Source organism: Citrobacter sp. Igbk 16, assembly GCF_028069755.1.
Lineage (GTDB): Bacteria > Pseudomonadota > Gammaproteobacteria > Enterobacterales > Enterobacteriaceae > Citrobacter.
This window is the reverse complement of the sequence record NZ_JANEWJ010000005.1, coordinates 58,779-75,034: the sequence shown is the minus strand read 5'-3', so window position 1 is coordinate 75,034 and position 16,256 is coordinate 58,779. Positions and strand designations below refer to the sequence as shown.

Below are 16,256 nucleotides of genomic sequence, written 5' to 3'. Positions count from 1 at the left end.
AAGAAAATGAGTAAAGCAGGTGCGTCGCTTGCGACCTGTTATGGACCCGTCAGCACTGACGTCATCACCAGGGCAGAAAACATCCGTCTGCTGATCCTTGATGTGGATGGCGTGCTGTCTGATGGTCTGATTTATATGGGCAACAACGGTGAAGAGCTGAAGGCGTTTAACGTCCGCGATGGCTACGGAATTCGCTGCGCGCTCACTTCCGGTATTGAGGTTGCCATTATTACCGGACGAAAGGCTAAACTTGTAGAAGATCGCTGTGCCACATTAGGGATCACACATCTGTATCAGGGGCAGTCGGACAAACTGGTTGCCTTTGGCGATCTGCTTAGCAAACTGGCAATCGCGCCTGAGAATGTGGCGTATGTCGGCGATGACCTGATCGACTGGCCGGTGATGGCAAAAGTGGGATTAAGCGTCGCGGTAGCGGATGCTCATCCGTTGCTGATCCCGCGGGCCGATTACGTCACCCGTATCGACGGGGGGCGCGGCGCAGTGCGCGAAGTCTGCGACTTATTACTCCTGGCGCAGGGCAAACTGGATGAGGCCAAAGGGCAATCGATATGAGCAAAACCAGACGTTGGGTTATCATTCTACTGTCGCTGGCTGTCCTTGTGATGATTGGTATTAACCTGGCAGACAAAGACGACACCGCCCAGGTTGTCGTTAATAACAACGAGCCAACCTATAAGAGCGAGCATACCGACACCGTCGTGTACAGCCCTGAGGGCGCGCTGAGCTATCATTTGATCGCGCAACACGTTGAATATTATTCAGATCAAGCAGTTTCGTGGTTCACCCAACCGGTGTTAACCACGTTTGATAAGGACAAAGTACCGACCTGGTCGATCAAGGCCGATAAGGCCAAGTTGACCAACGATCGGATGCTGTACCTGTATGGCCATGTTGAGGTTAACGCGCTGGTGCCTGACTCTCAACTACGCAGAATTACTACCGATAACGCGCAGATCAACCTTGTGACGCAAGATGTCACTTCCGATGATCTGGTCACGTTGTATGGAACAACATTTAACTCCAGCGGACTGAAGATGCGCGGCAATTTACGCAGCAAGAACGCCGAGCTGATTGAAAAGGTTAGAACCTCATATGAAATCCAAAACAAACAAACTCAGCCTTAATCTTGTGCTTGCCAGCTCACTTCTGGCCGCCAGCATTCCGGCATTTGCCGTCACTGGCGATACCGAGCAGCCGATTCACATTGAATCGGACCAGCAGTCTCTGGATATGCAGGGCAACGTGGTGACGTTTACCGGCAATGTCATCGTGACTCAGGGCACGATCAAAATTAATGCCGATAAGGTCGTCGTCACGCGTCCGGGCGGTGAAGACGGTAAAGAAGTGATTGATGGATATGGCAATCCGGCGACCTTTTACCAGATGCAGGACAATGGTAAACCGGTTAAAGGCCACGCCTCACAGATGCACTATGAGCTGGCAAAAGATTTCGTCGTCCTTACCGGTAAGGCTTATCTGGAACAGCTCGATAGCAACATCACGGGCGATAAGATCACCTATCTGGTAAAAGAACAGAAAATGCAGGCCTTCAGTGAGAAAGGCAAACGCGTCACTACCGTTCTGGTTCCGTCGCAATTGCAGGACAAAAACAAGACCAAGGCTCCGGCAGAGAAAAAAGGTAACTGATTCGTTATGGCAACATTAACTGCAAAGAATCTTGCAAAAGCCTACAAAGGCCGTCGTGTGGTGGAAGATGTCAGCCTGACCGTCAACTCCGGGGAGATCGTCGGTCTGCTCGGTCCTAACGGTGCGGGCAAAACAACAACCTTTTACATGGTAGTCGGCATTGTGCCGCGCGATGCTGGCAACATTATCATTGATGACGAAGATATCAGTCTGTTACCTCTGCATGCGCGTGCCCGTCGCGGTATCGGGTACTTACCGCAGGAAGCCTCTATTTTTCGTCGCCTGAGTGTATTTGATAACCTGATGGCGGTTCTGCAAATTCGTGACGATCTTTCCAGCGAGCAGCGTGAAGATCGCGCCAATGAGCTGATGGAAGAATTCCATATCGAACATCTGCGTGACAGCCTTGGACAGGCACTCTCCGGTGGGGAACGCCGCCGTGTGGAGATCGCCCGCGCACTGGCCGCTAATCCCAAATTTATCCTGCTGGATGAACCCTTTGCCGGTGTTGACCCGATTTCCGTCATTGACATCAAACGTATTATTGAACACCTGCGCGACAGCGGGCTTGGCGTGCTGATTACCGACCATAACGTGCGCGAAACGCTGGCTGTTTGTGAGCGCGCCTACATTGTGAGCCAGGGACACCTGATCGCACACGGTACGCCGACAGAAATCCTGCAGGACGAGCACGTTAAACGCGTATACCTTGGGGAAGACTTCAGACTCTGATAGGGTAGTAGACTTCACGTCACCGCAGGAGACAACAACTCTGAACATGAAGCAAGGTTTGCAACTCAGGCTTAGCCAACAACTGGCGATGACGCCTCAGCTACAACAGGCTATCCGTCTGTTGCAGTTGTCCACGCTGGAACTTCAGCAAGAACTTCAGCAAGCGCTGGAAAGTAACCCACTGCTCGAGCAAACCGATCTTCACGACGAAATTGATACCCAGGAAAAGCAGGATAGCGAATCCCTCGATACGGCTGACGCACTCGAACAAAAAGAGATGCCGGAAGAGCTACCGCTGGATGCCAGTTGGGATGAGATTTACACCGCAGGTACGCCGTCTGGCACCAGCGGGGATTACATCGACGACGAACTGCCTGTGTATCAGGGTGAAACCACGCAATCGCTGCAAGATTACCTGATGTGGCAGGTGGAACTGACGCCATTCTCAGATACCGATCGTGCTATTGCCACGTCAATTGTGGATGCAGTCGACGAAACGGGCTATCTCACCGTCACGCTGGACGACATACTCGACAGCATGGGCGATGACGACGTCGGTATCGATGAAGTCGAAGCCGTGCTTAAACGCGTTCAGCGTTTTGATCCCGTGGGTGTGGCAGCAAAAGATCTCCGCGATTGCTTACTGATCCAGCTTTCGCAGTTTGACAAAGCCACTCCATGGTTGGAAGAAGCACGTCTGATCATCAGCGATCACCTTGATCTGCTCGCCAACCATGACTTCCGTACGCTGATGCGCGTAACCCGACTGAAAGAAGATGTGCTGAAAGAAGCCGTCAATCTTATCCAGTCGCTTGACCCAAGACCTGGACAATCTATCCAGACCGGTGAACCAGAGTACGTCATCCCGGATGTGCTGGTGCGTAAGCATAACGATCGCTGGGTAGTCGAACTCAACAGTGACAGCATTCCGCGTTTACAGATCAACCAACACTACGCCGCCCTGTGCAATAACGCGCGCAATGATGCTGACAGCCAGTTCATTCGTAGCAACCTTCAGGATGCAAAATGGCTGATTAAAAGTCTGGAAAGCCGCAATGACACGCTATTGCGCGTTAGCCGCTGTATCGTTGAGCAACAGCAAGCCTTCTTTGAACAAGGCGAAGAGTATATGAAACCGATGGTGCTGGCCGATATCGCCCAGGCCGTCGAGATGCATGAATCGACCATTTCCCGAGTGACCACGCAAAAGTATCTGCACAGTCCGCGCGGCATTTTTGAATTGAAGTATTTCTTCTCCAGTCACGTTAACACTGAAGGCGGAGGCGAAGCCTCTTCTACAGCTATCCGCGCACTGGTGAAGAAATTAATTGCGGCCGAGAACCCAGCGAAACCGCTGAGTGACAGCAAGTTAACCTCTATGCTGTCAGAACAAGGTATCATGGTGGCGCGCCGCACCGTTGCGAAGTACCGAGAGTCTTTATCCATTCCGCCGTCTAACCAGCGCAAACAGCTGGTTTGACCCAACCGATAAGGAAGACACTATGCAGCTCAACATCACTGGAAATAACGTCGAAATCACTGAGGCCCTGCGCGACTTTGTCACCACAAAGTTCGCCAAGCTTGAACAATATTTCGACCGGATTAATCAGGTCTATATTGTGTTGAAAGTGGAGAAGGTCACACACATCTCGGATGCAACACTGCATGTGAACGGTGGCGAAATTCATGCCAGCGCGGAAGGTCAGGATATGTACGCCGCCATTGACGGTTTAATTGATAAACTGGCTCGGCAGTTAACAAAACATAAAGATAAACTGAAACAGCACTAACTTGTCCGGGCAGTTAGCGGGTGCAGGACGGCCTGTTGTGCAGCACAACGGGCCATTTGTACAGTTAGCGCTTAGGTGAAATTATGACAAATAACGATACGACTCTACAACTGAGCAATGTTCTTAACCAGGAATGTACGCGCGCGGCCGTTCACTGCCAAAGCAAGAAACGCGCACTGGAAATCATCAGTGAACTGGCGGCAAAACAACTTAGCTTGCCTCCTCAGGTGGTATTTGAAGCCATTCTGACGCGTGAAAAAATGGGCAGTACCGGTATTGGCAATGGTATTGCCATTCCGCATGGAAAGCTGGAAGAAGACACCCTGCGTGCGGTTGGTGTATTTGTTCAACTTGAAACGCCAATCGCGTTCGATGCCATTGATAATCAGCCAGTCGATCTGCTTTTCGCCCTGCTGGTCCCGGCGGACCAAACCAAGACGCATTTGCATACGTTGTCACTGGTCGCAAAACGTCTGGCAGATAAAACCATCTGTCGTCGCCTGCGCGCCGCGCAGAGTGACCAGGAGTTGTATCAAATCATCACTGACACCGAAGGTGGACAGGATGAAGCATAACAACCCAATGGCATCCTTTTCTGTCGTTGTGAGGAGAAACAGTACATGGTACTGATGATCGTCAGCGGTCGTTCAGGGTCAGGTAAGTCTGTCGCCCTGCGCGCGCTGGAAGATATGGGTTTTTACTGCGTGGATAACCTTCCCGTCGTGTTGTTGCCCGAACTGGCTCGAACCCTCGCCGATCGCCAGATATCTGCGGCTGTCAGCATTGACGTGCGCAACATGCCCGAGTCCCCGGAGATTTTTGAGCAGGCCATGAGTAACCTGCCTGAAGGCTTCTCACCGCAACTGCTGTTCCTTGATGCCGACCGTAACACGCTGATTCGCCGCTACAGCGATACGCGCCGTTTACACCCGCTGTCCAGCAAGAACTTGTCCCTGGAAAGCGCTATCGATAAAGAAAGCGATTTACTGGAGCCATTGCGTTCGCGCGCTGACCTGATCGTAGACACCTCTGAAATGTCTGTGCACGAGCTGGCGGAAATGTTACGTACCCGACTGCTGGGCAAACGTGAACGTGAATTAACGATGGTATTTGAGTCCTTTGGCTTTAAACACGGAATCCCTATTGATGCGGATTACGTCTTTGATGTCCGCTTCCTGCCTAACCCGCACTGGGATCCAAAGCTACGCCCGATGACCGGTCTGGACAGGCCCGTCGCGGCCTTCCTCGACAGACACACAGAAGTACACAATTTTATCTACCAGACTCGCAGCTATCTTGAGCTATGGTTACCCATGCTGGAGACCAACAACCGCAGCTATCTCACTGTAGCCATCGGCTGTACCGGCGGGAAACACCGTTCGGTGTATATTGCAGAGCAACTGGCAGACTACTTCCGCTCACGCGGTAAAAACGTGCAGTCACGCCATCGTACGTTGGAAAAACGCAAATCATGACCGTGAAGCAAACTGTTGAAATCACGAATAAGCTGGGCATGCATGCCCGGCCGGCAATGAAACTGTTTGAGCTAATGCAGGGTTTTGAAGCAGAAGTTCTGCTGCGTAATGATGAAGGAACGGAAGCCGAGGCAAACAGCGTTATCGCTCTGCTGATGCTGGATTCCGCCAAAGGACGCCAGATAGAAGTTGAAGCCACGGGTCCGCAGGAAGTTGAGGCCCTGGCCGCGGTAATTGCCCTGTTTAACTCGGGATTTGACGAGGATTAGTGAAGTGCCTGATGCGCTACGCTTATCAGGCCTACACGGCAATGACCTACTCCAGTAGGCCGGATAAGGCGTTTACGCCGCATCCGGCGATAACCCCGCTAATACAGCTTATTTTCACGCATAAACGACTCACCGCCCAGCTGGCGCATTTGGCGCATGATCCACGCCTGACGACTGCGCACATAGCCGGAAGGCGCACTCGCCTTAAAACGTAACGGATTGGGTAGAACCGCCGCCAGCAATGCCGCTTCAGACGGGCTAAGACGGCTGGTGGGTTTATGGAAATAGCGCTGTGATGCAGCCTCTACACCGAATACTCCATCGCCAAACTCCGCAATATTCAAATAAACCGTCAGGATGCGTTTCTTACTCCAGACTGTTTCTATCCCCAGCGTTAACCCGGCCTCGAGCCCTTTGCGCACCCAGCTACGCCCATCCCACAAAAAGAGGTTTTTTGCCGTTTGTTGCGATAACGTCGAGGCACCCCGAATACGGTTTTCATTACGTTCGTTATGCGCCAACGCTTTCTCTATCGCAGAGACATCAAATCCCCAGTGGTCGGGAAATTTCTGGTCCTCAGCGGCAATGACCGCCAGCCCCATCCATGGTGATATCTCATCCATACTGGCCCAGTCAGAATGCGCCACATAGCCGAAATCACCCTGTATCCAGGCACCAAGCTGCCGCTCAATCATGACCGCCGAGAAAGGAACGGGCATCACGCTGAAGAGCGCTATACCCCCGCCCCAGAACACGGCGAGGACAATAACTGCCCGCAGAAATAGACGTCGCAGAAAGGCGATAGCCCCTTTTCTCATTCAGCCAGTACCAAAACACGTGAGACCAGTTTGTCGATCCCACTCGCCGCCTGGGCGATATCCTGCGCCAGCATGTAAGCAGGCGTGGTGACAACTTTATTATCTTCATCAACCACAATGTCATCGACCGGGCAAGGCACATGTTCAGCACCCATCTCTTCCAGCACTTCCGCTGTATCGATGTCAGTGCCAATGGTCAGACGCAGCGGGAAGTCAAAAATCTTGGGTAACATAGCAGGAGCAATACACATGAATCCCAGGGGTTTTCCGGCCTGATGCAGCGCCTTCGCCAGCGCGGCTAAGTCGCTATCAACCCGGCATTCACTGCCCTGGCTGGCAAAATTGCTCAGATTTTTTGCTGCGCCAAACCCGCCCGGCACAATTAGCGCATCCAGCTCCGTTGCAACCGCCTGGGCCAGGGGGCGAATATCACCACGCGTAATACGCGCAGCTTCAATCAGGACATTGCGCGTTTCCGGCATCGGCTCGCCCGTCAGATGATTAATCACATCCGCCTGCTGTTTATCTGGCGCAAAGCAGATAGCCTGAGCGCCATTGCGGGCAATAGCCAGCAGCGTGAGTACGGCTTCGTGGATTTCTGTACCGTCATACACGCCACATCCGCTGAGCACTACGCCAACTTTTTTCATCGTGATACTCCTTTCGCAACTGACTGAAGCATATTAATAATTCTGATTAGAATGCCACGCTTCACACATTTAACTGATTCATGTAACAAATTATTTAAGATTTGCTATCTTAACTGCGTGCGGCCTGAAAATTAGGGCTGCGCCCTTGTAAACAATGATAATAATTTACGGCGCAGCCACGATTTCCCTGGTGTTGGCGCAGTATTCGCGCACCCCGGTCAAGCCGGGGTCATTTTTTTTCCACGCTCGCAACCCAGGCTCTTAATACCGCCACGTCGTGCTGCCACTCCTGCTTCATCTCTTCAATCCATTCAGCCACGTTATCTTCCCAGGCAGGAAGGTCGGGTGATTGAATTTGCTGCCCCAACTGTTGCAGGTGGCGCAGACCGACAGATCCAGCTGCACCTTTAATTTTATGGCCTTCCTCAACCACGCCTTTTTTATCACGGGCAGTCAGATTAGACTCCAGCACGCTCAAATATCCCGGCATCATTTTCTCAAACACCGCCAGACCGTCGGTGATCAACTTCGGCCCAACCAGTTCGAGGTATTGTTCCAACATGGGAATATCTAACAGCGCTTGCGATTTACTGCTTTCTTCAGATGTCACAGTGCTCTCCTCTTCGTTTCGGGTATCCCAGTATTTTTTGATCATGGCGGTTAACGCCGGAACTGACAGCGGCTTACTCAGCACGTCGTCCATTCCTGCATCCAGATATTCTTTTTTATCTTTCAGTACGTTGGCGGTGAGAGCTACCAGCGGTGGGAGATCCTCGCGCGCATATTTTTGGGTCAGCTCGCGGGAGATATCGAGCCCTGTCATATCCGGTAGCTGAATATCCAGCAGCACCAGGTCATATTCACCCGGTTTGAACATATCCAGCGCGGCTTGCCCGGTCATCGCGACATCCACGCTATTGCCCAGTTTTTCCAGCACCGAACGCGCTACGATGACGTTCAGTTCAATGTCTTCCACCAGCAGCACATTCAGGGCGGGTAACGGCATTTCATCGTCTTCAAAAGCATCTTCAATCTCTTCCGCCACGGCAGGAGCATGCACGGTTAGCGTAAAGATGGAGCCTTTTCCTGCCTGGCTGGAAACCGTAATATCACCGCCCATGTTTTTCGCCAGACGCTTCGATACGGCCAGTCCAATCCCGGTTCCCGTTGCCGGTTTACCACCATGGCTGTCCTTCACCTGATAGTACATGGCGAAGATTTTATCCTGCTCATCCTGTGGAATACCGATCCCGGAATCCTCCACTTCAAAATGCAGTATGTCTCCCTCGTCATAGCGAGCCCGTACGGTCACCTGCCCTTGCTGGGTAAATTTCACGGCATTGCTGATCAGATTCCACAGAATTTGACGCAGACGCGTTCCGTCTGTGATGACCTTATGTGGCAGCGGTAGCGTCGGCTCAAGAACAAAGCGCAATCCTTTTTGTTGCGCCTGCAAACCGGAGAGGTTTTCCAGATCCGCCATAAAGCTGGTGAAATCGATTGGCTGGTTATCGAGCTGGACTTTGCGCCGCTCCATCTTATCCATATCGATAATATCGTTGAAAATGTTCCCCAACGTCACGGCGGAAACATGGATAGTTTTGAGATATTTTTCCTGCTCCGCGGTTAAATCCGTATCCAACAGGATCCGACTTAAACCGACGATACCGTTAAGCGGCGTACGCAGCTCGTGGCTGATCGTAGAGATAAAGGTGGTCTTGTCACGGCTGGCGCGCTCAAGAGCGTCCTGATAGCGCTTACGCTCGGTAATATCACGACCAAAGCCCATCAGACCGTGTCGCTTCCCGACGCGGTCGTAGTAAGGCACTTTACGTATCTCAAAGCAGGCTTTGCGCCCGTCCGGATAGTCGAGCCATTGCTCATAGGTCAGCGAAACGTTATGGCGGAATACCTTCTCGTCGGTTTCAATAACTTTTTCAGCCGCTTCTGGCGAATACACATCAGCCGGCTTTAGATTCACCAGTTGCTTTTCGCTCTTACCGGTCAGCAGCTCCATAGCACGGTTACAGCCAGAAAACTCTTTATCTTCATTACGATAAAAAACCAGATCCGGTGAAGCATCAAGGAAAGAACGTAAAAATGAAGATTGCTGCTCAAGCTGGATCTGCGCTTCTTCACGCTCTTTGATTTCGACCTTCAGTTGTTCAAACGTCTCCTGCCGCTCCGCTTCCGCCTTTTCACGTTCGACAATCTCCTGATTGAGTTGGGCGATATTATCCTTCAACTGCACGTTGAGCTTGAGATCGCGCTCGCGCATCTCTTCCAGCTTCTGTACCAGTCGTGAAAGGCGTTGCCGGGACTCCTCCAGTTGTTCAACCACCACCGACAAGAAGTAGACGGCCCACGGGGTAATTAACAGGCCAAAAAAGATAGAACGGATGACATCAATGCTTTCTACCTGGCCATGCAGCACCATAGTGACAGCCATCTGCACCACAATTGCCAACACAACCAAAGCCAGCGCCAACAGCAGCGAAAAGCGCACCAGACCTAACTTCATCATTAGGTCGACATAGTATTGCGCCAGCATACGAATTTGCTTCATAGAGGGTTCCTTCACGACAACTTGGCACAATAATACTCAATTCTCAGCGTGACGTTGAAGATTGTGCAAGAAATGCGGGGGTTATCGGTGAAATGACTGGGGAGTGGTTCATCATAGGCCTGATAAGCCAGGCACCATCAGGCAAGCAGGCGCAGATTGCCGGATGTCGCTTCGCTAATCCGGCCTACGACCTACAGAAGGTTAGTTCCCCGGCTGAATCCACGGCGTACCCAGCGCCGAGCCTTGCACGCCGTGCTCGTTAAGGTACTTATCCAGTTCGACCATCCCGGTCCAGCGGTTTTCACACCATAGCGGTGCCAACAGCGTTGGACGGCGCGCGCTGGCGGAAATGCGGTGATAAATCACCTCGGGTGGCGTATGGCGAATCATCTCACCTGCGGTGAGCGTGTACTCATCCAGTTCGATGCCGTGCAACCGTCCGGCCTCCCAGGCTTTCGCCATCGTACTGCCCTTCACGATATGCAGCGGATGCAGCTTAATACCGTCGACGCCTGTCTCGACCACACGTTCCATCGTTTGCAGGCATTCCGCTTGCCCTTCTCCCGGCAAACCGACAATAAGGTGTGAACATACTTTCAGCCCACGCTCCCGTGCCAGTTGGGTGGTACGCTGATAGCAGGCAAAATCATGCCCACGATTAATGCGATGCAGCGTCTTGTCATGGGCCGTTTGCAAACCCAGTTCCAGCCACACTTCGTAGCCCTGATCCTTGTACTCGCATAGCAGATCGAGCACAGCATCCGGCACACAGTCAGGGCGCGTGCCAACACACAGCCCGACGATGCTGGCCTGACTAACCGCCTGTTGGTACATCGAACGCAGCACCTGTACTTCCGCAAAGGTACTGGTATAAGCCTGAAAATAGGCCAGATAGCGCTTTGCGCGATTCACTAACTGCGCCTGATGCTCAAGCTGTTCAGCGATAGAATGATGCTGCTGCGCTTCGTCAGCAAAGGAGGCGACATTACAGAAGGTACATCCGCCACGTCCAATGGTGCCATCGCGATTTGGGCAGCTAAACCCGCCGTGCAGCGTGAGTTTATGAACCTTTTGCCCATAACGGCGAGAAAGATCCCCACCAAACATATTGACTAATTTCTGTAACTGCATAATCTGATAGACCGCGCCTTGAAAAGAGGCCAAAGCCTGCCATTTTTAGCCCCAGTCGGCGATGACCTGGATCAATCGCCCTGGTGAGCCTTTATTCATTGAATAATCATTCAAAATAATCGAAATTTCATTCAATCAAAAAGTCATTATTTTTCCTTATATCTCGCTATTTTTTTTATCTTCTGATGGCTCTCATATAAAAACAGTATCTTTAAGACGCCGAAAGTCTACAAACCAGCATAAAATACCAAACATTGAGATAAACAAAGGGAGGACGGGAGATAACCGGCCTTTCTGACAGTGAGACAGATCACACTTCACCAGCGATCTCACTCAGGTTAAATCAATGTAAAAATACCTTTATTTTCAATGCCTTCATAAAGTTAATCGCCCTATAGCACATTTTTGCATAAATAAGATTGCCATTTGACCTGTGTGTGGATTCCCGATAACTTGGAAATCCGCTGGAAGCTTTCTGGATGAGCAGCCTGCTCATCATATTTATGCAGTAATTGAGATTCCCTCTGAAGCAAGTCCTCAAACTTGTTTGACCTATGCGAAAAGGATAAAGAGGGCGAATGCGAGGTGAGCGTATGAAACGCAAACCCCGTCGCCATGCTCTTGGTGTGCCCGTGCGCAAACGGTATCGGAGAGGTGTCCCGCAGAGCCTGGGGAGGTTCACTAATATGTTGTACGATAAATCCCTTGAGAAGGATAACTGTGGTTTCGGCCTGATCGCCCACATAGAAGGCGAACCTAGCCACAAGGTAGTGCGTACCGCCATACACGCGCTGGCCCGTATGCAGCACCGTGGCGCAATTCTTGCCGATGGCAAAACCGGCGATGGTTGCGGCTTGCTGTTACAAAAACCTGACCGCTTTTTCCGCATTGTTGCGCAAGAGCGCGGCTGGCGTTTAGCTAAAAACTACGCCGTTGGCATGATCTTTTTAAATAAAGACCCTGAACTGGCGGCGGCATCTCGTCGCATTGTTGAAGAAGAATTACAGCAGGAGACTCTGTCGATCGTAGGCTGGCGCGACGTGCCAACCAACGAAGGAGTTCTCGGTGAAATCGCCCTTTCCTCCCTGCCTCGTATTGAGCAAATTTTTGTCAACGCCCCTGCGGGCTGGCGTCCACGCGATATGGAACGCCGCCTGTTCATCGCACGCCGTCGTATCGAAAAACGCCTCCAGAACGATAAAGACTTCTACGTCTGTAGCTTGTCTAATCTGGTTAATATCTATAAAGGTCTGTGTATGCCGGCAGATTTGCCGCGCTTTTACCTGGACCTCGCGGACCTGCGCCTGGAGTCGGCCATCTGCCTGTTCCACCAACGCTTCTCCACCAACACCGTGCCGCGCTGGCCGCTGGCACAACCGTTCCGCTACCTGGCACACAACGGTGAAATCAACACCATCACCGGCAACCGCCAGTGGGCACGCGCACGTACCTATAAATTCCAGACGCCGCTGATCCCTGACCTGCACGACGCCGCGCCGTTCGTTAACGAAACCGGCTCCGATTCAAGTTCTATGGATAACATGCTGGAACTGCTGCTGGCGGGGGGCATGGACATCATCCGTGCTATGCGCCTGCTGGTACCGCCAGCCTGGCAGAACAACCCGGATATGGACCCGGAACTGCGCGCGTTCTTTGATTTTAACTCCATGCACATGGAACCATGGGACGGTCCGGCAGGTATTGTTATGTCAGACGGTCGCTTCGCCGCCTGTAACCTTGACCGTAACGGCCTGCGCCCGGCGCGCTATGTCATCACCAAAGACAAACTCATCACCTGCGCTTCTGAGGTTGGGATCTGGGATTATCAGCCGGATGAAGTGGTCGAGAAAGGTCGCGTCGGCCCGGGCGAACTGATGGTTATCGATACCCGCAGCGGACGCATTCTGCATTCCGCCGAAACTGATGACGATCTGAAAAGCCGCCACCCGTATAAAGAGTGGATGGAGAAGAACGTCCGCCGACTGGTGCCGTTTGAAGATCTGCCAGACGATCAGGTCGGCCGCCGCGAACTGGACGATGATACCCTCGCCAGCTACCAGAAACAATTTAACTACAGCGCCGAAGAGCTGGACTCCGTCATTCGGGTCCTGGGAGAGAACGGCCAGGAAGCCGTTGGGTCAATGGGTGATGACACCCCGTTTGCCGTGCTCTCCAGCCAGCCACGCATTATTTATGACTACTTCCGTCAGCAGTTCGCGCAGGTCACAAACCCGCCTATCGACCCGCTGCGTGAAGCGCACGTGATGTCGCTGGCCACCAGCATCGGTCGTGAGATGAACGTCTTTTGCGAAGCAGAAGGCCAGGCACACCGCCTGAGCTTCAAATCGCCGATTCTGCTGTACTCCGATTTCACCCAGCTCACCACCATGAAAGAAGAGCACTATCGCGCCGACCGGCTGGATATCACCTTCGACGTGACGGAAACCACGCTGGAAGAAACAGTCAAAACCCTGTGCGATAAAGCCGAACAGATGGTACGTAACGGTACGGTACTGTTGGTGCTCTCTGACCGTAATATCGCGAAAAACCGCTTACCGGTTCCTGCCCCCATGGCTGTCGGGGCGGTACAAACCCGTCTGGTAGAACAAAACCTGCGTTGCGATGCCAACATCATCGTCGAAACCGCAAGCGCCCGCGATCCCCACCATTTTGCTGTGCTGCTGGGCTTTGGCGCGACGGCTATTTATCCGTATCTCGCCTATGAAACGCTGGGACGTCTGATCGATACCCAGGCGATCGCCAAAGATTACCGGACCGTGATGCAGAACTACCGTAACGGCATCAACAAAGGTCTGTACAAAATCATGTCCAAAATGGGCATTTCGACCATCGCCTCTTACCGTTGCTCCAAGCTGTTCGAAGCCGTTGGCCTCCACGACGATGTCGTTGCGCTGTGTTTCCAGGGCGTGGTTAGCCGCATCAGTGGTGCAGGTTTTACTGACTTCCAGCAGGATCTGCTAAACCTCTCCAAACATGCCTGGCTGGCACGCAAACCCATTAGCCAGGGCGGGCTGCTGAAGTACGTTCATGGCGGTGAGTATCACGCCTACAACCCTGACGTAGTGCGCACGCTGCAACAGGCGGTACAAAGTGGCGAATACAGCGACTATCAGGAATATGCCAAGCTGGTGAATGAGCGCCCGGCAGCCACGCTGCGCGATCTGCTGGCGATCGCACCTGGTGATGAAGCCGTAAGCATTGACGAGGTAGAACCCGCAACCGAGCTGTTTAAACGCTTTGATACCGCGGCCATGTCTATCGGCGCATTAAGCCCGGAAGCACACGAAGCGCTGGCTGAAGCCATGAACAGCATCGGCGGTAACTCCAACTCCGGCGAAGGTGGTGAAGATCCGGCGCGTTATGGCACGAATAAAGTGTCACGCATTAAGCAGGTCGCATCCGGTCGCTTTGGTGTGACCCCTGCATACCTGGTCAACGCCGATGTTATCCAGATTAAAGTCGCTCAGGGCGCGAAGCCGGGTGAAGGGGGTCAGTTGCCGGGTGACAAAGTGACGCCGTACATAGCGAAGCTTCGTTATTCTGTACCAGGCGTGACGCTGATCTCCCCGCCGCCGCACCACGATATTTACTCTATCGAGGACTTAGCGCAGCTGATTTTCGACCTGAAACAGGTCAACCCGAAAGCAATGATTTCCGTGAAGCTGGTTTCCGAACCGGGCGTCGGCACCATCGCCACCGGCGTGGCAAAAGCCTACGCGGATCTGATCACCATCGCGGGTTACGATGGCGGCACCGGCGCAAGCCCGCTGTCATCGGTGAAATACGCGGGTTGTCCGTGGGAGCTGGGCCTGGTGGAAACTCAACAGGCACTGGTCGCTAATGGCCTGCGTCACAAGATTCGTCTGCAGGTCGATGGCGGTCTGAAAACCGGTGTCGACATCATCAAAGCGGCCATCCTCGGCGCAGAAAGTTTTGGCTTCGGTACCGGCCCAATGGTCGCGCTCGGCTGTAAATACCTGCGTATTTGCCACCTGAACAACTGCGCAACCGGTGTGGCAACGCAGGACGACAAACTGCGTAAGAATCACTATCACGGCCTGCCGTTCAAAGTGACCAACTACTTTGAATTTATTGCCCGTGAAGTTCGCGAGCTGATGGCACAACTGGGCGTGAAACGTCTGGTGGATCTGATTGGCCGCACCGACCTGCTGAAAGAGCTGGACGGATTTACCGCCAAACAGCAGAAGCTGGAACTGTCTCGCTTGCTGGAAACCGCCGAGCCGCATCCCGGCAAAGCGCTGTTCTGCACCGAGAACAACCCGCCGTTTGATAACGGCGTGCTGAACGCGCAGTTACTGCAACAGGCAAAACCGTTTGTCGATGAGCGCCAGAGCAAAACCTTCTGGTTTGATATTCGCAACACCGACCGTTCAGTTGGCGCATCGTTATCAGGTTATATTGCCCAGGCACATGGCGATCAGGGGCTGGCTTCCGATCCCATTAAAGCGCATTTCAGCGGTACCGCAGGCCAGAGCTTCGGCGTATGGAACGCGGGCGGTGTAGAACTGTACCTCACCGGCGATGCTAACGATTATGTCGGCAAAGGCATGGCGGGCGGCCTGCTGGCAGTGCGTCCTCCGGTTGGCTCGGCTTTCCGTAGCCATGAGGCGAGCATCATCGGTAACACCTGCCTGTACGGCGCCACCGGCGGTCGTCTGTTTGCCGCGGGCCGTGCGGGCGAGCGCTTTGCGGTGCGTAACTCGGGTGCCATTACCGTGGTAGAAGGCATTGGCGATAACGGCTGTGAATATATGACCGGCGGCATCGTCTGTATTCTTGGGAAAACTGGCGTTAACTTCGGTGCAGGTATGACAGGCGGCTTTGCCTACGTGCTGGACGAAGACGGCGAATTCCGCAAACGCGTGAATCCGGAACTGGTTGAAGTATTGAACGTGGACTCTTTGGCTATCCACGAAGAGCATCTGCGCGGTTTAATTACCGAACACGTACAGCATACCGGCTCTTCGCACGGCGAAGAGATCCTGGCAAACTGGCCAGCGTTCTCAGTGAAATTCGCGCTGGTAAAACCAAAGTCCAGTGATGTGAAAGCACTGTTGGGTCACCGTAGTCGTAGCGCAGCTGAGCTGCGTGTGCAGGCGCAGTAAGGGGTAGCAG

Annotated in this window: 14 protein-coding genes; 10 read left to right on the top strand and 4 right to left on the bottom strand. The window is 52.9% G+C overall.

All coding sequences use genetic code 11. The features are described 5' to 3' along the window. Positions 1–6 precede the first annotated feature (6 nt). From kdsC to npr, 9 genes are all read left to right on the top strand, one after another. On the top strand, positions 7–573 hold the full coding sequence (gene kdsC / locus NNO03_RS05405; protein ID WP_005121322.1) for a 3-deoxy-manno-octulosonate-8-phosphatase KdsC: 567 nt from the start codon (positions 7–9) through the stop codon (positions 571–573). Further along, positions 570–1,145, top strand: coding sequence for an LPS export ABC transporter periplasmic protein LptC (gene lptC, locus NNO03_RS05400; protein WP_048213423.1), 576 nt, complete (start codon positions 570–572; stop codon positions 1,143–1,145). Before kdsC ends, lptC begins: the two co-directional genes overlap by 4 nt. Then, positions 1,114–1,668, top strand: a complete 555-nt coding sequence (gene lptA / locus NNO03_RS05395) for a lipopolysaccharide ABC transporter substrate-binding protein LptA (RefSeq protein ID WP_040234136.1) — start codon at positions 1,114–1,116, stop codon at positions 1,666–1,668. The genes lptC and lptA overlap by 32 nt, the downstream gene beginning before the upstream one ends. A 6-nt stretch (positions 1,669–1,674) precedes the next feature. Beyond that, positions 1,675–2,400, top strand: coding sequence for an LPS export ABC transporter ATP-binding protein (lptB, locus tag NNO03_RS05390; RefSeq protein ID WP_048213425.1), 726 nt, complete (start codon positions 1,675–1,677; stop codon positions 2,398–2,400). A 46-nt stretch (positions 2,401–2,446) separates the two neighbouring features. Next, positions 2,447–3,880, top strand: coding sequence for an RNA polymerase factor sigma-54 (gene rpoN / locus NNO03_RS05385; protein ID WP_271440747.1), 1,434 nt, complete (start codon positions 2,447–2,449; stop codon positions 3,878–3,880). 22 nt (positions 3,881–3,902) lie between these two features. After that, positions 3,903–4,190 carry a ribosome hibernation promoting factor gene (gene hpf, locus NNO03_RS05380; protein ID WP_005121327.1) on the top strand — a complete coding sequence of 96 codons (288 nt, stop codon included), beginning with the start codon at positions 3,903–3,905 and terminating at the stop codon, positions 4,188–4,190. Positions 4,191–4,273: 83 nt separating this feature from the next. Beyond that, positions 4,274–4,765, top strand: a complete 492-nt coding sequence (gene ptsN, locus NNO03_RS05375) for a PTS IIA-like nitrogen regulatory protein PtsN (protein ID WP_048213427.1) — start codon at positions 4,274–4,276, stop codon at positions 4,763–4,765. A gap of 45 nt (positions 4,766–4,810) precedes the next feature. Further along, the gene (gene rapZ, locus NNO03_RS05370) at positions 4,811–5,665 is read left to right on the top strand and encodes an RNase adapter RapZ (protein WP_048213428.1); all 855 of its coding nucleotides are present in this window, start codon (positions 4,811–4,813) and stop codon (positions 5,663–5,665) included. Further along, on the top strand, positions 5,662–5,934 hold the full coding sequence (gene npr / locus NNO03_RS05365) for a PTS phosphocarrier protein NPr (RefSeq protein WP_003828770.1): 273 nt from the start codon (positions 5,662–5,664) through the stop codon (positions 5,932–5,934). Before rapZ ends, npr begins: the two co-directional genes overlap by 4 nt. 98 nt (positions 5,935–6,032) lie before the next feature. Here npr and mtgA read toward each other — a convergent pair whose 3' ends face one another. The 4 genes from mtgA to NNO03_RS05345 all read right to left on the bottom strand — a co-directional run bounded on the left by mtgA (position 6,033) and on the right by NNO03_RS05345 (position 11,099). Continuing rightward, a complete protein-coding gene (gene mtgA, locus NNO03_RS05360; protein ID WP_271449021.1) occupies positions 6,033–6,752 on the bottom strand; it encodes a monofunctional biosynthetic peptidoglycan transglycosylase in 720 nt (239 codons plus the stop codon). After that, positions 6,749–7,402, bottom strand: coding sequence for an isoprenoid biosynthesis glyoxalase ElbB (gene elbB, locus NNO03_RS05355; RefSeq protein ID WP_271449020.1), 654 nt, complete (start codon positions 7,400–7,402; stop codon positions 6,749–6,751). The genes mtgA and elbB overlap by 4 nt, the downstream gene beginning before the upstream one ends. A 229-nt stretch (positions 7,403–7,631) precedes the next feature. Next, positions 7,632–9,968: an aerobic respiration two-component sensor histidine kinase ArcB gene (gene arcB / locus NNO03_RS05350; protein WP_137382439.1), complete on the bottom strand. Its 2,337-nt coding sequence runs from the start codon at positions 9,966–9,968 to the stop codon at positions 7,632–7,634. Positions 9,969–10,169: 201 nt separating this feature from the next. Continuing rightward, entirely contained in the window at positions 10,170–11,099 is a 930-nt protein-coding gene (locus NNO03_RS05345; RefSeq protein ID WP_271449019.1) for a TIGR01212 family radical SAM protein, read from the bottom strand. 686 nt (positions 11,100–11,785) lie between these two features. On the opposite strand from NNO03_RS05345, the gene gltB reads away from it, so the two are divergent. After that, on the top strand, positions 11,786–16,246 hold the full coding sequence (gltB, locus tag NNO03_RS05340; protein ID WP_271449062.1) for a glutamate synthase large subunit: 4,461 nt from the start codon (positions 11,786–11,788) through the stop codon (positions 16,244–16,246). Positions 16,247–16,256 lie beyond the last annotated feature (10 nt).